Annotated in this window: 12 protein-coding genes; 7 read left to right on the forward strand and 5 right to left on the reverse strand. The window is 69.9% G+C overall.

Annotated features, from left to right (window positions below; genetic code table 11):
* Nucleotides 1–2: 2 nt before the first annotated feature.
* The 3 genes from KF837_20490 to KF837_20500 form a co-directional block, all read right to left on the reverse strand.
* Complete coding sequence (locus KF837_20490; GenBank protein MBX3229708.1) at nucleotides 3–1754, reverse strand: serine/threonine protein kinase; 1752 nt, start codon at nucleotides 1752–1754, stop codon at nucleotides 3–5.
* 76 nt (nucleotides 1755–1830) lie between these two features.
* A complete protein-coding gene (locus KF837_20495; protein MBX3229709.1) occupies nucleotides 1831–2814 on the reverse strand; it encodes an NAD(P)-dependent oxidoreductase in 984 nt (327 codons plus the stop codon).
* A gap of 14 nt (nucleotides 2815–2828) precedes the next feature.
* Complete coding sequence (locus KF837_20500) at nucleotides 2829–3962, reverse strand: hypothetical protein (protein MBX3229710.1); 1134 nt, start codon at nucleotides 3960–3962, stop codon at nucleotides 2829–2831.
* 95 nt (nucleotides 3963–4057) lie between these two features.
* On the opposite strand from KF837_20500, the gene KF837_20505 reads away from it, so the two are divergent.
* Genes KF837_20505 through KF837_20520 form a run of 4 tightly spaced genes read left to right on the forward strand, consistent with a single transcriptional unit; the run spans nucleotide 4058 to nucleotide 6905 of the window.
* Nucleotides 4058–4828, forward strand: coding sequence for a hypothetical protein (locus KF837_20505; protein MBX3229711.1), 771 nt, complete (start codon nucleotides 4058–4060; stop codon nucleotides 4826–4828).
* A 45-nt stretch (nucleotides 4829–4873) separates the two neighbouring features.
* Nucleotides 4874–5437: a hypothetical protein gene (locus KF837_20510; GenBank protein ID MBX3229712.1), complete on the forward strand. Its 564-nt coding sequence runs from the start codon at nucleotides 4874–4876 to the stop codon at nucleotides 5435–5437.
* Between the two features lie 22 nt (nucleotides 5438–5459).
* A complete protein-coding gene (locus KF837_20515; GenBank protein ID MBX3229713.1) occupies nucleotides 5460–5759 on the forward strand; it encodes a cell division protein ZapA in 300 nt (99 codons plus the stop codon).
* A 33-nt stretch (nucleotides 5760–5792) separates the two neighbouring features.
* Nucleotides 5793–6905: an 8-amino-7-oxononanoate synthase gene (locus tag KF837_20520; protein ID MBX3229714.1), complete on the forward strand. Its 1113-nt coding sequence runs from the start codon at nucleotides 5793–5795 to the stop codon at nucleotides 6903–6905.
* Nucleotides 6906–8708: 1803 nt separating this feature from the next.
* Here KF837_20520 and ccmA read toward each other — a convergent pair.
* Nucleotides 8709–9368 (reverse strand): heme ABC exporter ATP-binding protein CcmA, encoded by a 660-nt coding sequence (gene ccmA / locus KF837_20525; protein ID MBX3229715.1) that lies wholly within the window; start codon nucleotides 9366–9368, stop codon nucleotides 8709–8711.
* 724 nt (nucleotides 9369–10092) lie between these two features.
* Here ccmA and KF837_20530 point away from each other — a divergent pair.
* The 3 genes from KF837_20530 to KF837_20540 are packed head-to-tail and all read left to right on the forward strand — an operon-like array spanning nucleotide 10093 to nucleotide 14556.
* Complete coding sequence (locus tag KF837_20530; GenBank protein MBX3229716.1) at nucleotides 10093–11055, forward strand: AAA family ATPase; 963 nt, start codon at nucleotides 10093–10095, stop codon at nucleotides 11053–11055.
* Nucleotides 11056–11092: 37 nt separating this feature from the next.
* The gene (locus KF837_20535) at nucleotides 11093–12361 is read left to right on the forward strand and encodes a DUF58 domain-containing protein (protein MBX3229717.1); all 1269 of its coding nucleotides are present in this window, start codon (nucleotides 11093–11095) and stop codon (nucleotides 12359–12361) included.
* Entirely contained in the window at nucleotides 12358–14556 is a 2199-nt protein-coding gene (locus tag KF837_20540) for a DUF3488 domain-containing protein (protein ID MBX3229718.1), read from the forward strand. The genes KF837_20535 and KF837_20540 overlap by 4 nt, the downstream gene beginning before the upstream one ends.
* Here KF837_20540 and clpB read toward each other — a convergent pair.
* Nucleotides 14553–17165 carry an ATP-dependent chaperone ClpB gene (clpB, locus tag KF837_20545; protein ID MBX3229719.1) on the reverse strand — a complete coding sequence of 871 codons (2613 nt, stop codon included), beginning with the start codon at nucleotides 17163–17165 and terminating at the stop codon, nucleotides 14553–14555. The genes KF837_20540 and clpB overlap by 4 nt on opposite strands.
* Nucleotides 17166–17171 lie beyond the last annotated feature (6 nt).

Below are 17171 nucleotides of genomic sequence, written 5' to 3' on the forward strand. Positions count from 1 at the left end.
CATCACCTCTTGAAGACGTCGGTGTCGAGTTTGTCTTGTTGCCCGGGCTTCGGTTTGCTGGGATCGATTTCGCTGATCCCTGTCGGAGCGGGGGCGGGCGCCGGCGCGGGAGCTGCGGGCGCCGGCGCGGGTGGCTTCGGCGCGGGCGGCGGCGCGGTGGTGGGGGCGGGCGCGGGAGCCGGGGCGGGGACGCCCCATGCCTGCCGGTTGAGGATGAGATCGATGGCGCGATCGCGATCGAACGTGACCGCGATCGTGCGCGTCTCGTAGCCCTCGGCCTCGGCGCGGACCTCGTGCGCGGCGGACCCGCGCGAGGTCTTCATCTTGTACGGGTTGCCGGCGACGCGCGCGCCGTCGACGAAGATGCGCGCGTTCTGCGGGCGCACGGTGACCTCGATCGTGATGCTGGTGTCGACGGGCTCGGTCGCGATCGGGCGCGGCGGCGGCGTCTCCGTCGCGACGACGGGGAGCGGCTCCTCGACCGGCGGCGGCGGCGGCGCTCCGCCGAGGTTCTTGCCGGCCAGCACCGCGAGCGCGAGCGCGGCGACGGCGCCCACGCCGATCAGGAGCGGCTTCGCCGGTCGCGTCCGGAACTGCGCCTCCGCGTGTTTCGTCTCGAAGACGGCGGTCGACGTGCTCGACTTCGAGTCCTCCTTCGTCCCGCTCGACTTGCTGCTCTCGGTCGGGAGCTTCGGGATCGAGTGATCGCCGGTCGTGTCGGCGCGCCACATCAGAGGATCCGAGTCTTCGAGCGTCTTCGGCGAGCTCGGCGTCTCCTCCTCTTTCTTCGCCATCGCGCTCGTGACCAGCGCCTTCACCTTCTCGCGCTCCGCCTCGAACAGACCGGACACGAACTGACCGATCTCGCGATCCGACGCGCGGAGGTCGAGCTTCGCGATCGCGCGCTCGAGGGCGTCGAGGAGCTCGTGCGCCGTGGCGTAGCGATCCTCCTTGTCCTTCGCGATCGCCTTCGCGCAGATCTCGTCGAGCTCGTCGGGGATCTCGGGGACGACCTCCTTCGCGCGCGGGAGCGGCTCCTTGTCGAGCAGGCGCTCGAACACCTTCGCCTCGGAGAGGCCTTCCCAGAGGCGCTTCGCGGTGAGGAGCTCCCAGAGGATGAGCCCGACCGCGAAGATGTCGACCCGCTCGTCGATGTTCTCGTCCGAGCGCGCTTGCTCGGGCGCCATGTACGCGACCTTGCCCTTGAGGACGCCCGCGCGCGTCTTGCTCATCGACGCCGCCGTCTTCGCGACGCCGAAGTCGACGAGCTTCGTGAGGCCCGCGTACGTGACCATGATGTTCTCGGGCGAGACGTCACGATGGACGACCTTGAGCAGCTTGCCGTCGTGGTCGGCGAGCTCGTGCGCGTAGGCGAGAGCGCCCACCGTCTCGCGCATGATCTTGAGCGCCATCGCGCGCGACAGCGTCTTGCCGCGGCGCGCCGCGCGCGAGCGGATGCGGCCGAGCGGTTGGCCTTCGATGTACTCCATCACGAGGAACGGACCGCTCTCGTCCTCGCCGACCTCGAAGGTCTGGACGATGCTCGGATGGTTGAGGCGTGACGTGAGGCGCGCCTCGTCCGCGAACATCGCCGTGATTTCGGGGTCGTCGTCCTCGGTCGACTTCAGCTTCTTGACGACGGAGAGCTTGGCGAACTCGCTCTTTCCGGAGAGCTTCGCGAGGAAGACGTCGGCCATTCCGCCTCCTCCGAGCTGTGCGATGAGCTGGTACTTCCCGCCGACGAACTGAGGCAATGCGACTCCCTAGCGGGGATCAACCGTAGGAGAGGGGCAATGAACCGTGCAAGGTCTCCGCGAATTTTAACCGCGCTTACAGCCAGCCGTTCTCGCGGTACCAGGCTGCGGTGAGCTTCGCACCTTCGGGGAAGGTCACCTCCGGCTGCCAGCCGAGCTCCTCGCGGGTCCTCTTGCTCTCGCACACCCAGTGGTTCCTGAGCGCCGCGACCTTCTCGCGCGTGAGCATGACCGCCCGCCCTCGGACCCGCCCGTAGGCCTCGACGCCGATCGACGCGAGGCGGAGGACCGGGAACGGCACGCCGAAGCGGACGAGCGCGCTCGTGCCCAGCGCTTCGTGAAGGATTTCGCCCATCGCGCGGGACATCGGCAGCGGCTCGCCGTCGTCGACGAAGTAGACGCTGCCGCTCGGGATGTCCGCGTTGATGGCCGCCACACACGCGCGCGCACAATCGGGGCCGTAGGTGTAGCAGGCGACCATCGAGCCGTCGCCGATCACCGGATACTGCCGCCGGCTCGCCGCGAGGAACGCCTCGAAGATCTCGATGTCTCGCGGCCCGTAAATTGCTGCTGGCCGGAGGATGACGACCGGGAGTTTGTCCTTCCGTACCAGGACCTCCTTCTCCGCGGCGAGCTTCGAGCGGCCGTAGGCGGTGACCGGCTGCTCCTGGCTCGGCTCCACCGGCTTGCCGTCGAGGGAGGGCCCGCACGCCTCGAGGCTCGAGACGTGCACGAACCGCTTGAGGTTCGGGGCGTGCTCGCGCGCGGCCTCGAGGAGGTTGACGGTGCCCTCCGTGTTCGTCTGCCGGAACTCCGCCTCGCTCCGCGCCTTCACGAGGCCGGCGGAGTGGACGACGGCGTCGACGTCCTTCATCGCGCGGTCCACCGCGGCGCGGTCCTCGACCCCGCCCTCCGCGAGCTCGAGGTTCGGGAGCGTGGAGAGGAACTTGCGGTTGGAGCTCTTCCGCACCAACGCGACGACGGTGTGACCGTCGCGCGTGAGCTGCTCCGCGACGTGGCTGCCGAGGAAACCGGAGCCGCCGGTGACGAGAACGCGCATCTTCTTTTCTTCGGTCATGCCAGGCTCTTCTCGTAGACGCGGTAGGTCTTGTACTTCTTCGCGCCCATCATGCGGATGCCGGCGTTGACGGCGGCGTTGTCCTCGAGCGTCCAGCCGAGCTCGCCCCACGACATGCCGGCGCGCTTTCCGCCGTCGTTCATCTCCGCGTAGAGGAAGAGCGAGAGCGCGGCGTACTTCCGGTTGAGCCGGAACTCCTTCTTGATCCCGAGGAGGAGGAGGCGGCCGCTCTTCGCGCCCTCGACCTTCAATCGATAGAAGAGCTTCGGCAGGCCGAGCGGCCAGAGCTTGCCGCGGAGATCGCCGATCAGCTCGTTGACGTTCGGCAGCGCGACCGCGACCGCGGCGGGCTTGCCGTCGATGAGGACGAGGACGGTGATGTCCGGGACGAGGAACATCTTCATGTCCGCCGCCATCTTGTCCGCTTCCTTCTGCGTCGCGCGGACGTAGCCCCAGTTGTCCTGCCAGGCCTCGTTGAAGATGTCGAGCGTGAGCGCGACGTCGCGATCGATGTCCTTCTTGGAGATCTTCCGCACCGTCACCTCGGGCATCGCGCGGATGTCTTCCTGCGCCTTCTTCACGCGCGCGTTCGGCTCCCCCACCTCGTAGCGCCAGCCCCACACGTCCTTCGCCTTCGCGTAGCCGGCCTTCTCGATCAGGCCGCCTTGATAAGGACGGTGATGCGGGTTCATGAGGACGGGCGGGTAATCGAAGCCGTCGACGAGGCAGCCGATCTCCTCGTTGATCGAGAGCGACATCGGCCCGCGAGCCGTCTTCATGCCGCGGTCCTTGAGCCACGCCTCCGCGCGCTCGAGGAGCGCCGCCGCCACCGCGGGGTCGTCGACCGTGTCGAGGAAGCCGAAGAAGCCGACGTCGTCCTTGTGCCGCGCGAGGTGCTCGCGATCGATCTGCGCCGTGACGCGCCCGACGCACTTGCCGCCGTCATGGGCGGTGAACACGACGCCGTCGGCGTGCTCGAAGAACGGGTTCTTCTTCGGGTCGAGCCGATCCCGCAGGTCCATGTCGAGCGGACGGATGTAGCGCGGGTCGTCCTCGTAGATGACGTCCACGACGTCCAGGAAATCCCGCAGCTCACCCCCCATCGGGGTCTGACGAATCTCGATCGGCATGCGCGGCTTCTTGCAAAAGCCTCGTGCCGAGTCAACCTGCGCCAAATTTGGCTGGGCCCGAGCCCGGACGTTACGCTCGTCCTCGGAAGGTCAAGATGAGGCTTCTCGGACATACGCTCACGGCCACGGCGATCGCCACGCTCGCCCTCCTGGTAGCTCCGGCTTGCGCCGACAACGACCAGTCCATTTTCATTCGCCAGGCCCTCGCGCCGTCGGTCAATCGACAGGGCGGCGCCTGCGTCTACACGGGCGATCCGCAGCAGCCCGCGCTCTTCGAGGGCGTCGTCGACGTCGCCGTGCGCGACAACTACAGCGCGATCCTCCTCGTCGGGAACCAGATGATCCAGCGCGGCGACCCGCTCGCCGCGAGGACCGAGCCGAACCGCGCGAAGATCACCGGCGCGATCGTCCGCGTGACGGACGCGAACGGCAACAGCCTCGGAGAGTTCACCTCGCTGAGCCAGGGCTTCGTCGACGCGGCGACGGGCGCGGTCCCCAGCTTCGGCCCCATCCAGATCATCGCGATCGACGCGCCCACGATGTCGCGCATCGCGAACGGGCTCGCGCCGGGACAGACGAGGCTGATCCTCGCCAATATCCGCGCTTTCGGCGAATCGCTCGGCGGCGTCGACCTCGAGACCGACGAGTACCAGCTCCCGATCCGCGTCTGCAATCGCTGCCTCATCTCGTTCCTGACGGGCGACGATCCCCTCACGCCCGGCATCGACTGCAACCGCCAGACGACGACGGGCGGCACCGGCGGCACGGGCGGCGGCGCCGAGGCCGAGCCGCCGTGCTCGGCCGGTCAGGACGAAGTGGTGCCGTGCGAGTTCTGTCAGGACCGCGAGGCGTGCAAGGGCGGCTGACCGACCCTCTCCCCGACGGCACCGGTTTCGTGAGAAGAAGGAGCGATGCGTCTCGGCGCACGCTCCTTCTTCGTCTTGGTCGCGACCGCGCTCGGCGCCGTCGCGTTCGCGCCGTCCGCCGCGGCCGAGCCGCAATTCAGCGGAGCGTTGACGACGGGCGCGACGCTGCGAGAGATGCGCGCCTCGAACGGGCCGCGCGTCGCCTATCACCTCGGCGGCCGCTTCGACGCGCTCTTCTTCCGCGACCGCGCCGGACAGATGGCCTTCGGTCCTTACGTCGACCTCGCCACCGAGGCGTTCGACACGTTCCAGACGGGCGGCGGTCTCGAGTGGCTCGTACCCGCGGGTGAACCGGCGTTCATCTTCTCCGCCGGCGCCTTCGCGCGCACGAGCCGCTTCGGCTGGGAGCCGGGCGCGCAGGCCACCATCTTCTGGGGCGCGCGGAGCTTCAACTACCACTCGCTCTACTCGCCGGGCGTCGGCCTCTTCTTGCAGGGCCGCTACGGCTTCGGCGACGGCAAACAAGCGGACGCGGTCCTCGGTGTGCACCTCGACCTCGAGTACTTCCTGCTGCCGGCGCTCTTCATCTACGAAGCCATCACGCGCTGAGCGCTGTGCTAGCGTCGGTCGAATGGATGGTCGCCCGATCAGCCTTCGAATCGCGGGGCAGAGCTACAGGGTCGTGAGCTCGTCGAGCGAGGAAGAGCTCCAGCGGCTGGTCGGGACGGTGAACGCGAAGGTCGAGGAGGTCCTGCCTCCCGGCAAGCCCGCGAATGGACAGGCCGTTCTCCTCGCCGCGATCGCGCTGGCGCACGAGCTCGAGCAGGAGCGCGCGCGCCGCATCCACGTGGAGCGCCGCGCGAAGGACATGCTCAAGCGCGTCCTCGGGCAGCTGGACGAGGCGCTGGTGACCTGCGCATCGGACCAGTGAACGTCCGATCGTGAACGTCTGATCGGTGCTCGGATGAAGCGCATCGATCCCCTCGCCCACCTCGGCGCGGCGTTGGACGCGCTCGACGCCCGAGGCCTCCGCCGTCACCCGCGCGCGCCACAGCAACCTGGCGCGATCTCGTTCTGCTCCAACGACTACCTCGGGCTCGCGGCGCGGACGCGCATCGACGCGCCGTCGGGCGCCGGCGCCTCCCGCCTCGTCGCCGGCGAACGAACGGAGCACGAGGCGCTCGAGCGCGAGGTCGCGTCGTTCCTCGGAGTCGAGTCGTGTCTCGCCTTCACGTCGGGCTACGCCGCGAACGTCGGGGCGCTCTCGGCGCTCCTCGAGCCCGACGACGTCGTCATCAGCGACGCGCTGAACCACGCCTCGCTCATCGACGGCATGCGCCTCGCGCGGGTGCGCCCGGTCGTGGTCCCGCACAACGACGCCGCGGCGATCGAGCGCGCGCTCGTCGGATCGGCGCGTGGGGTCCGCCGCTGGGTGGTCGTCGAGAGCTACTACTCGATGGACGCCGACGGCCCCGACCTCGGGCGGCTGCGCCGTCTCTGCGACGAGCACGACGCGGCGCTCGTCGTCGACGAGGCGCACGCGGCCGGCGTCCTGGGTCCGGACGGCCGCGGTCGCTGCGCGGAGGCGGGCATCACGCCGGACGTGCTGGTGGTGACGCTGGGCAAGTCGTTCGGGAGCCAGGGCGCGCTCGTGGGCGGCCGCGCGGTGCTGCGAGAGTGGCTCTGGAACCGAGCGCGCTCGTTCGTGTTCTCGACGGGCCTCTCCCCCGCCAGCGCAGAGGCGGGCCGCGCCGCCGTCGCGCGCGCGCGCGCGGAGCCCGCGCTGCGCGAGCGAGCCCTCCGCCTCGCGACACGCGCGCGCACGAAGCTTGCGGCGATCGAGGGTATCCAGCCGCTCGGCTTCGGCCACGTGGTCCCGATCGTCCTCGGTGCGCCGGCGCGCGCGCTGGCCTTCTCGAAGCACCTCGCCGCCGCAGGCATCGACCTCCCCGCCATCCGCCCCCCCACGGTCCCCGACGGCACCTCCCGTCTCCGCCTCACCCTGACCGCCAGCCACACCGACGACGACGTCGACACGCTCGTTCGCGAGATCGCAGCGGCCGCACGTTTCACGTGAAACACCTGGAGGGAGACGCAGGCACGCGCCCTACGGCGCTACCGTGCGGAGGTTGAGCCTCGACTTCAAGCCCGTGCGACACCTGCGCCCTCGTGGTCCCGGCGCACGTGGGTGGAGAGGGCGTCTCAAGCGGGCCCGATGATGCAGCGCCCGCGAGCGTTTCACGTGAAACACCTCGCGAGGAGTGTGACGCGAGCAACGCGTCCTCGACTCCACCGCATTGTCGCGCCACGGCTTTGCGAACCGCGCCGTCGCGGAGCACCTCTTCGACTCCTCCCGGTCGCCGCGCACTCGGGGTGAAGAGTGTCTCGAACGGATCCGATTCCCCTCGAGCGTTTCACGTGAAACACCTCGCGAGGCATGCGACGCATCCTCGACTCCACCTCGCGCCCCGACACCGCTTCCGGACGCGGACGGCGCGCTCGTTCCCGCTTCGATTCCTCTCGTTCTCCGCCCAGCGGCGTCGTCGCCTCGAAGGGGTCCGACGACACTGCGACCTCGAGCGTTCACATGAACACCAGCCAACGTGCGACGCATCTTCAACTCCACCTCGCGTGCCGGGGCACCGCTTCCAGCTCCTGACGGTGCGCTCGTTTCCCGCTTCGCCGCTCCGACTCCTCTCGTTCTCCGCTTCCAGTGGCGGGGCCCGCCTCGAATGGCCCCGACGACACCGCGACATCGAGCGTTTCACCTGGACACCAGCAACGTGCGACGCATCCTCGATTCCACCTCTCGTGCCCGGGGCACCGCGTCCAGCTCCTGACGGTGCGCTCGTTTCCGCTTCGCCGCTCTCCGCCTCCCGGTGGAGGGCGCCTCGGACGGATCCGACGACCTCGCGAGGCATGCGCCTCAGTCGCGCGCGCCTGGCCTTCCGGACGAGACTGCGCGCGATACACGGCGCCTCGCCCTTCGGCTCCTCTCGCTGTTTCACGACGCACTCGAGGCGCATCTCGAACCTGTCCGACGACGCTTCGTCCTTCGAATGTTCCACGTGAAACAGCGCGCGACGCGTGTGACCGGCCACGACTTCCGGCGCCGCGATCACGAAGCATCGCCTCTCGACTCTGTGTTCATGCTCCGGTGGCATCTCCAGGGAGTCCGAGCCCCCTGCGCTGCCGAGGGACCATTCGACATCCACGAAAGGGACGCTTCGCACCACCGCGCGCGGCGACTCGACCTCGAGGTCCTCTTGGCTTGCAACACCGAGTGAAGCGTCGAGCGCTTCATGCCGACTCACGAGAACCTACTGCGCAAGAGTCCGCGTCGTGATGCGGCTGGCATTCCGTGAACACGCCGAAAGAAGCTCGTCGCCTTCGAGCGGACCAACGCGGGTGGCCGCGCCGACGGTCGCGAGGTTTCCATGGGATTGGCGCCACCTCACTCCCGTCCCGCGGTCGCATGGGCGCGGCGGAGGACGAGGTTCGGGTCCGGCACCCCGAGGCACCTGCGCCTCGTCCTGTTCCGGAGGAACGCTCGCGGCACCATCCGGTCGGGTCGCGTCGTGCTTCCCGCGTGAACCACTCCGCGTGCGGGTCGCGGCAGTCGAGCTCCGCATGGACTCCGCTCACCCCGGCAACGGGAAGGCCGACCGGCGCGACGAATTTCCCGCGTGACGCCGACGGACGACGCGATTCGAGTCCGACATCGAGAGAGACTCCAGGACGTTCCTGCACCTCGCCCGCGGGTCGCGACAGCCGAGCTCCGCAGAAGCCCACAGTCACAACGGCAGGCGAGGAGCCCGATTCGGCGCGCCAGGTTCGGCGACGAACTGCGTGCATCATGCACGCGAACGTCGACCCGTCGCTACTCGGGCGACGATGCTCGTGGGGTCTCGGCGGACTGGCTCTGGATTGAGCCTCGGTCGATCACGATGCGGTCGTCGGCGACGGACTTGGCGAAGGACTCGTCGTGGGTCACCACGATGACGACCGCACCTCGCTTCGCCTCGGCGCGGACCGTGGCGTTCAAGACCTCGACGCCGCTCTTGTCGAGGCCCGTCGTCGGCTCGTCGAGGAGCAAGAGGCGCGGGGCGTGGACGAGCGCGCGCGCGAGCGCCACGCGCTGGCGCTGGCCGCGTGAGTAGGTGCGGAACGGGCGCTCCGCGAAGACGCCGAGGGCGAAGCGCTCTCGCGCCGCCTCGAAGGCCGCGTCCGCGTCGAGGCCGTGGAGGCGCGCCGAGAGCTCGATGTTCTCGCGGCCCGTGAGGTCCGCGTAACAGAGCGCGTCGTGGCCCAGCCAGCCCAGCGTCCGCCGTACCGCGTCGCGCGTCTTGCCGAGGGTGCCGTGCGAGACCTTTCCCGACGTGGGCCTCGTCAACGTGCCGACGATGGAGAGCAACGTGGACTTGCCCGAACCGTTCGCGCCCAGCACCACCGCGACTCGCCCCGCGTCGAAGCTCACGCTCACCCCCCGAAGCGCTCGGACAGCCGGCGGGTACGTCTTCGTCACCCCCGTCAGCGACACGCGCGCAGGCGCCGGAGCCGAGGTCGTCACGGCCCGCAGCCTGCCGCTCTTTCGGCCCGGCGAAAAGGAGTTCTCACGCTCAACGTCGCGCCCCACCGACCCCCGCCCCCGGGCCCCGACATGGTGCGCGCCCCCCGCGGCCGAGCTTCCGCCTCCAACGGGGCCGGGAAAGGCCCGAAAGCCGACACGTTGTGGCGGGCCAGATGCGGTCGGCCCCGATGTGGCGGGCCCCGACCTGCCGGCCCCGACCTGCCGGGCCCCGATGCGCTCGGCCCCGACCTGCCGGGCCCCGACCTGCCGGCCCCGACCTGCCGGCCTCGACCTGCCGGCCCCGATGAGGTGGGGCCAGATGCGGTCGGCCCCGACGTGGCGGGCCCGATGTGGCGGGCCCCGACCTGCCGGGCCCCGACCTGCCGGGCCCCGACCTGCCGGGCCCCGACCTGCCGGCCCCGACTTGCCGGCCCCGACCGGGCGGGCCCCGATGCGCTCGGCCCCGACCTGTCGGGCCCCGACCTGACGGCCCCGACCTGACGGCCCCGATGCGCTCGGCCCCGACCTGCCGGCCCCGACCGGGCGGGCTCGCCCCGGGGCCCCGCGACCGCGGCCGCTCCAGCGGTTGCGAAGCAACCCTCGCGCTCCGCGCGAGGGCCGTGGTCGCGGGGTGGGGGTGTCGGGGGCGAAGCCCCCGACGTTGAGAGCCAAGAACCGTGCTACGCTCGACGCCATGACTGCTGCTGCGGCTATGCTCGGAGAGGAGCTTCCGCTGATCCAGAAATTGCGGCAGGCCGTGGAAGGCGCGCTCGAGGGGAAGCCCGAAGCCGTGGAGCTCGCGCTCGTCGCCCTCCTCGCCCGCGGACACCTCCTCATCGAAGACGTGCCCGGCGTCGGGAAGACCACCCTCGCGCGCGCGCTCGCCCGTGCAGTCGGAGGCGAGCTCCGGCGCGTTCAGTTCACGAGCGACCTCCTCCCCAGCGACGTCGTCGGCGTCTCGATCTTCGATCAGCGCGAGGGCGAGTTCAAATTCCGGCAAGGGCCCATCTTCGGCAACGTCCTCCTCGCCGACGAGATCAACCGCGCCTCGCCGCGTACGCAGTCCGCGCTCCTCGAGGCGATGAACGAAGCGCAGGTCTCGGCCGACGGGCAGACCCATCCGCTGCCCGATCCGTTCTTCGTCATCGCGACGCAGAACCCGCAGGACTTCGCGGGGACGTTCCCGCTGCCGGAGTCCCAGCTCGATCGCTTCATCCTCCGCCTGCGGATCGGGTATCCGCCGCCGCAGGTCGAGATGCGCCTCCTCCTCGAAGGCAACTCCGACACCGCGCGCGACGTCCCCGTCGTCCTCGATCCCGCGAAGCTCGTGACGCTGCAGCTCCAGGTCGACCGCGTCACGATGGAGTCCTCGCTCCTCAGCTACCTCCACGCGCTCATCCTCGCCACGCGTCAGGCGCCCGTGCTCTCCCTCGGCACGTCGACGCGCGGCGGCATGGCCCTCGCGAAGGCGGCCCGCGCGCGCGCGCTCGTCCGCGGTCGCCACTACTGCATCCCCGACGACATCCACGACCTCGCCGTCCCCGTGCTCGCGCATCGCGTCCGCCTCTCGACGCACGCCGACGGATTCGTGCCTTCACGTGACGAAGCCGAGGCGGCGGTGCGCGACATCGTCGCGCGCGTCCCCGTCCCGGTCTGAACCGTTCCGCCGTCGGAGGGAGTAGCGCCGCATGGCCATGCAGTCGCCGGAGCCGAGCAACCCCGCCCTGTCGCGCGGACCGGAGAGCAAGGCGGAGCCTCCGAAGAGCGAGGCCATTCCGCTCTCGAAGGACGAGCCAGAGAAGCCGGCGAAATCGGAGAAGTCGGAGAACGCCAAGCCGTCCTCCGCCACGAAGCCCGCGTCGCGCTGGCCGTGGAGCCGCTTCAAGGCGCCGCGCCGGCTGAAGTTCACGCGGGAAGGGAAGTTCTTCGTCGGCATCACCCTCGGCGTCGGCTTCGCCGCGATCAACACCGGCAACAACCTCCTCTACTTGCTCCTCGGCATGCTCCTCGCGCTCATCATCGTGAGCGGCCTCATGAGCGAGCTCAGCCTGCGCGACCTCACCGTCGTCCGCCGGCTCCCGCTCCGCGCGCAGGTCGGGCGGCCGCACCTCGTCGAGATCGAGGTCTTCAACCACAAGGGCCGCGTCCCGTCGTACGCGATCGAGGTCGAGGACCTCCGCGCGGGACAGCCCGCCGACAAGCGCTGCTTCTTCCTCAAGATCAGCCCGAAGAGCGCGCAGGTCGCGGCCTACCGGCGCACGCCGGCGAAGCGCGGGCGCGACCGCCACGTCGGCTTCCGCATCGCGACGCGCTTTCCGTTCGGGCTCTTCGAGAAATCGCGCGAGGTCCCGGCCGAGGGCGAGCTCGTCATCTACCCCGCGATCGATCCGATCCAGCTGCCGGCGCTGCCGCCGGGGCGACACGGCGAAGGAGACACCTCCCTCGGCCGCGGCTTCGGCGACGACTACGTCGGCCTCAAGCTCCATCGCGAAGGCGAAGACCGGCGCGACATCCACTGGCGCAAGACCGCGGCGGCGGGGCAGCTCGTGATGCGGGAGCGCGCGCGCGACGCGCGGCCGGACGTGCACCTCACCCTCGACGTCGTCCGCCGCGGCGACGCGAAGGACGATTGGTTCAACGCGTTCGAGCGGCGCATCCGCGACATCGCCTCGCGCTCCGTCGCGCACATCAAGCGCGGCGACACCGTCTCGGTGAAGACGACGGCGGGCGAGATCGTCCGCGGCGATCGATCGACCGGCGCCGATCGGCTCCTCCGCTTCCTCGCCCTCGTCGAGTCCCTCACGCAGGCCGAGCTCGCCGAGCGCGCGAAGACGCCGCGCCTCGACCCGCCGAGCTCCGGGACAAAATCGACGAAAGCGTCAGAGGCGAAGCTCGAGCCCCCCAAGCCCCCAACACCCACGCTCCTCGCGCCCGTCCCGAGGAACGAGGAGGCCTCGTCGTGAGGTTCGGCCTCGTCCACCGCATCATGACGGACGCGCTCGCCGCGCTCGGCGTGCTCGCGGTCGTGAACACCGCGTCGATGTCGACGTGGACGACCGGCTTCGTCATCGCCGGCCTCGCGCTCGCGCTCGCGGTGCCCGAGTCCTGGCAGACCAAGCCCGCGCTCCGCCACCTCGCGACGATCGGCCCGCTCACGCTCTTCGCGGTGCAAGGGGTGCGGCTCCTCGCCGGTCGCCCCGCCCTCGACGTCGCGGTCGAGTTCGCCGCCATCTTGCAGATCATCCGCCTCGCCACCCGCCGCGGCGCCGCGCACGACCAGCAGATCATCGTCCTCGCGCTCCTCCACTTCGTCGCGGGGACCGTCCTCGGCGGCGGCCTCTCCTACGGCCTCTGCTTCGTCGGGTTCCTCATCGTCGCGCCCGGCGCGCTCGTCCTCAGCCACCTCCGGCGCGAGGTCGAAGGCAACTACCGGCAGGGCGCGCGCGATCGCACCGGCCTCCCCGTCGACGTGCCGCGCATCCTCCGCTCACGCCGCGTCGTCGGGCGCGGGTTCCTCGCGACGACGTGCCTCCTCTCGGTCCCGATCTTCCTCTTCACCGCCGCGCTCTTCATCGTGTTCCCGCGCGTCGGGCTCTCGCTGCTCTTGCTGAACCATCACAACGGCGATCGCATGATCGGGTTCTCGGACCGGGTCGACCTCGGCGAGGTCGGAGCGATCCGCGACGTGCCCGCGCTCGCCCTGCGCTTCGACGTGCCCGACCTCCCGGAGCCGCGACCGCAGAAGCTCACCCTCCGCCTCCGCGGCACCGCCTTCGACGAGTACTCGGGCAAGGCCTGGGCGCGCACGCAGGCTAAGACGTTCAACGCGTCGAACCCGAGCAGCGGCATCCTCCCGATCGCGCGGCAGCCGAACGCCAACCCGAACGATCCGGCGCACGATCGCAAGATCACGATCGAGCTCGAGCCGATCGAGCCGACCGTCGTCTTCCTCCCGCCGCGCACCGTCGCGCTCGAGCTCCGCACCCCGCAACAAGCGCTCGTCGGCGACACGCTCCAGCTCACGCGCGGCCCGGAGGGGGAGGTCCGCTACTCCGGCGAAGGCGCGCGCGGCATCCGCTACGACGCGTACATCGCGACCGATCGCGAGCCCATCATCGAGAACCTCCCGCTCTCCGAGCGCCCGCGCTACCTCCGGCTCCCTGCCGACACGCCGGAGCGCATCGGGCAGCTCGCGCACGAGTGGGCCGACGCGCAGCCCACCGCGTACCTGAAGGCGAAGGCGATCGAGGAGCACTTGAAGCACGACTTCAAGTACCAGCTCGGCTCGCCCTCCGGCGGCAAGCCCCAGCCGGTCGATCACTTCCTCTTCGAGTCGAAGCGCGGGCACTGCGAGTTCTTCTCGACCGCGATGGCGATCATGCTGCGTGAGGTCGGCATCCCTTCGCGCAACGTCACCGGCTTCGTCGGCGGGACGTACAACCGCTTCGGCCAGTACTACGCCGTTCGTCAGGGCGACGCGCACTCGTGGGTCGAGGCCTACCTCGACGAGCCGGTCCACGGCTGGGTCACCTTCGACCCGACCCCGACGTCGGGCGCGCAGCCGCTCCAGGAGACGTCCGGCGCGTGGGTGTACCTCCGCGATCTGCTCGAGGCGCTCTCGCAGCGCTGGAACCGCTACGTCATCGGCTACGACCTCAAGACCCAGATCCACATCTTCGAGGACCTGAGCCGCCGCTACGAGCAGTTCCGCACGAAGACCGGCGCGAACACCGGCGCGATGGAGCGCGTGACGCGTCCGTCCGTCATCGCGGCCGCCGTCATCGTCGCCTCCCTCGGCGCGTACTTGCTCTGGCGGCGCCGTCGCTCCGTCACGCGGAAGGCGCCGGACAGCGCCGAGAAGCCGCGCATCGATCCGAAGCTCGAGGCCGCGACCGCGCTCTACCGCGCGCTCGAGATCGCGCTCTCGATGCAGGGGATCGCGCGGCCCGCGGCGATGCCGCCGCTCAAGCACGCCGAGGACCTCGTCGAGCGGAAGCATCCGCTCGCGAAGCTGGTCCTCGATCTCACGAACCTCTACATCGAGGCGCGCTTCGGCGGCGTCACCCTCGACGAGCCGGCGCAGCGCGACTACGAGCGCCGGGTGAAGGAGATCCGCGCCTTCAAGGCGGAGCTCCCCACCGCCGACGCGCCGGCTTAGTTCGAGATCTTCTGCGTGAACGTGAGCTCGCCGCTCGCGCCGCGGTCGACGACGAGCTGCGTGCCGGGCGGGTACTCGCCCGCGATCACGCGCTTGGCGAGCGCGTCCTCGAGGTGACGCTGGATCGCGCGCTTGAGCGGGCGGGCGCCGTACTGCGGATCCCAGCCCGCCTCCGCGATGACGTCCTTCGCCGCGGGCGTGAGCTCGACGAAGATGTCGCGGCGCGCGAGGCGATCGGTGAAGCGACGGAGCTGGATGTCGATGATCGCGTGCATGTCCTTCCGCTCGAGGCGGTTGAACACGACGGTCTCATCGAGGCGGTTGAGGAACTCGGGGCGGAAGGACTTCCGCACGTCCTCCATCACCGCGCGCGCGATGAGCTCCTTCTTGTCCTCGGACGGAAGGTCACGCTCCTCGATCGCCTGGATGTGCTGCGAGCCGATGTTGCTCGTCAGGATGATGACGGTGTTCTTGAAGTCGACCGTGCGGCCCTGACCGTCGGTGAGGCGACCGTCGTCGAGCACCTGGAGGAGCACGTTGTAGACGTCGGGGTGCGCCTTCTCGACCTCGTCGAAGAGGATGACGGTGTACGGGCGACGCCGCACCGGCTCGGTGAGCTGGCCGCCCTCCTCGTAGCCGACGTAGCCCGGCGGCGCGCCGATGAGGCGCGACACCGTGTACTTGTCGTGGAACTCGCTCATGTCGAGGCGGATCATCGCGCGCTCGTCGTCGAACAAGAACTCCGCGAGCGCGCGCGCGAGCTCCGTCTTGCCGACGCCGGTGGGGCCGAGGAAGAGGAAGCTGCCGATCGGACGCTTCTCGTCGCCGAGGCCGGCGCGCGAGCGGCGGACCGCGTTCGCGACCGCGGTGAGGGCGTCGTCCTGGCCGACGACGCGCTTCCGGAGCTCGTCCTCGAGGCGGAGGAGCTTCTGCATCTCGCCCTCGAGCATCTTGCTCACCGGGATGCCGGTCCACTTCGCGATGATGCCGGCGATGTCCTGATCGGTGACCTCCTCGCGGAGGTAGCTCGTCTTGTCCTGCACCTTCGCGAGCTCGCGCCGCTTCTCTTCGATCTTCTTCTCGAGCTCGGGGATCTTGCCGTACTGGATCTCGGCCGCGCGCCCGAGGTCGCCGCGGCGCTGGGCCTGCTCGGCCTCGGTGCGGAGGTTCTCGATCTCCGGCTGCGCGTCGCGGATCTCGGTGATGACCTCCTTCTCCCGCAGCCACTGCGCCTTCATCGCGCCCATCTCGCTCTCGAGCTCGCCGATGTCGCGCTTGATGTCCTCGAGCCGCGCCTTCGACGCCGCGTCGCGCTCCTTCTTCAGCGCCTCGCGCTCGATCTGGAGCTGGGTGAGCCGCCGCTGCACGCGGTCGATCTCCGCCGGCATGCTGTCGACCTCCATCTTGATCTTGGAGGCTGCCTCGTCGACGAGGTCGATCGCCTTGTCGGGGAGGAACCGCTCGGTGAGATAGCGGTCCGAGAGCATCGCCGCCGCGACGAGAGCGGCGTCCTGGATCCGGATGCCGTGGTGGACCTCGTAGCGCTCCTTGAGGCCGCGCAGGATCGCGATCGTGTCCTCTACCGAGGGCTGGCTGACGAAGACCGGCTGGAAGCGGCGCTCGAGGGCAGGGTCCTTCTCGATGCGCTTCTTGTACTCATCGAGCGTGGTCGCGCCGATGCAGCGGAGCTCGCCGCGCGCGAGGGCAGGCTTGAGGAGGTTCGCGGCGTCCATCGAGCCCTCGGCCGCGCCGGCGCCGACGATGGTGTGGATCTCGTCGATGAAGAGGACGATCGAGCCGGCCGCGGCCTCGACCTCCTTCATCACCGCCTTCAGGCGGTCCTCGAACTCGCCGCGGTACTTCGCGCCGGCGACGAGCGCGCCCATGTCGAGCGACACGAGCTTCTTGTTCTTCAGCGACTCCGGCACGTCGCCGCGCACGATGCGCTGCGCGATGCCCTCGACGATCGCGGTCTTGCCGACGCCGGGCTCGCCGATGAGCACCGGGTTGTTCTTCGTGCGCCGCGAGAGCACCTGCATGACGCGGCGGATCTCCTCGTCGCGCCCGACGACGGGGTCGATCTTGCCCTTCCGCGCGGCGTCGGTGAGGTCGCGCGTGTACTTGTCGAGCGCCTGGAACTTCCCCTCCGGATCGCGATCGGTCACCCGCTGCGCGCCGCGCACGGACGCGAGCGCCTGGAGGAGCTTGTCGTAACGAACGCCGCCGGAGGCCTCGAACGCAGCCTGCGCCTCGCGGTCGTGTTTCGCGAGCGCGAGCAGGTAGTGCTCGACCGAGACGAAGTCGTCCTTGAGGTGCTTCGCTTCGTCCTCGCCTTTTCGCACGATCTCCATCGTGCGGCGCGACAGCGTCGGCTCCGCGCCGCCGCTGACCTTCGGCAGCTTCGTGAGGTACTCCTCGACCTTGCGCTTCAGCGCGGCGGGGTCACCGCCGGCCTTCTGGAAGAGCGGGAGCGCGATGCCCCCCTCTTGCTCGAGCATCGCGAGGATGAGGTGCTCGGGGACGATCTCGGGGTTACCGCGGCGGCTCGCGAGATCGGAGGCCGAACGGAACGCTTCTTGGCTCTTCGTCGTCATGCGATCGGGACGCATTGAGCT

Source organism: Labilithrix sp. (genome assembly GCA_019637155.1).
Classification (GTDB): Bacteria; Myxococcota_A; Polyangia; order Polyangiales; family Polyangiaceae; genus Labilithrix.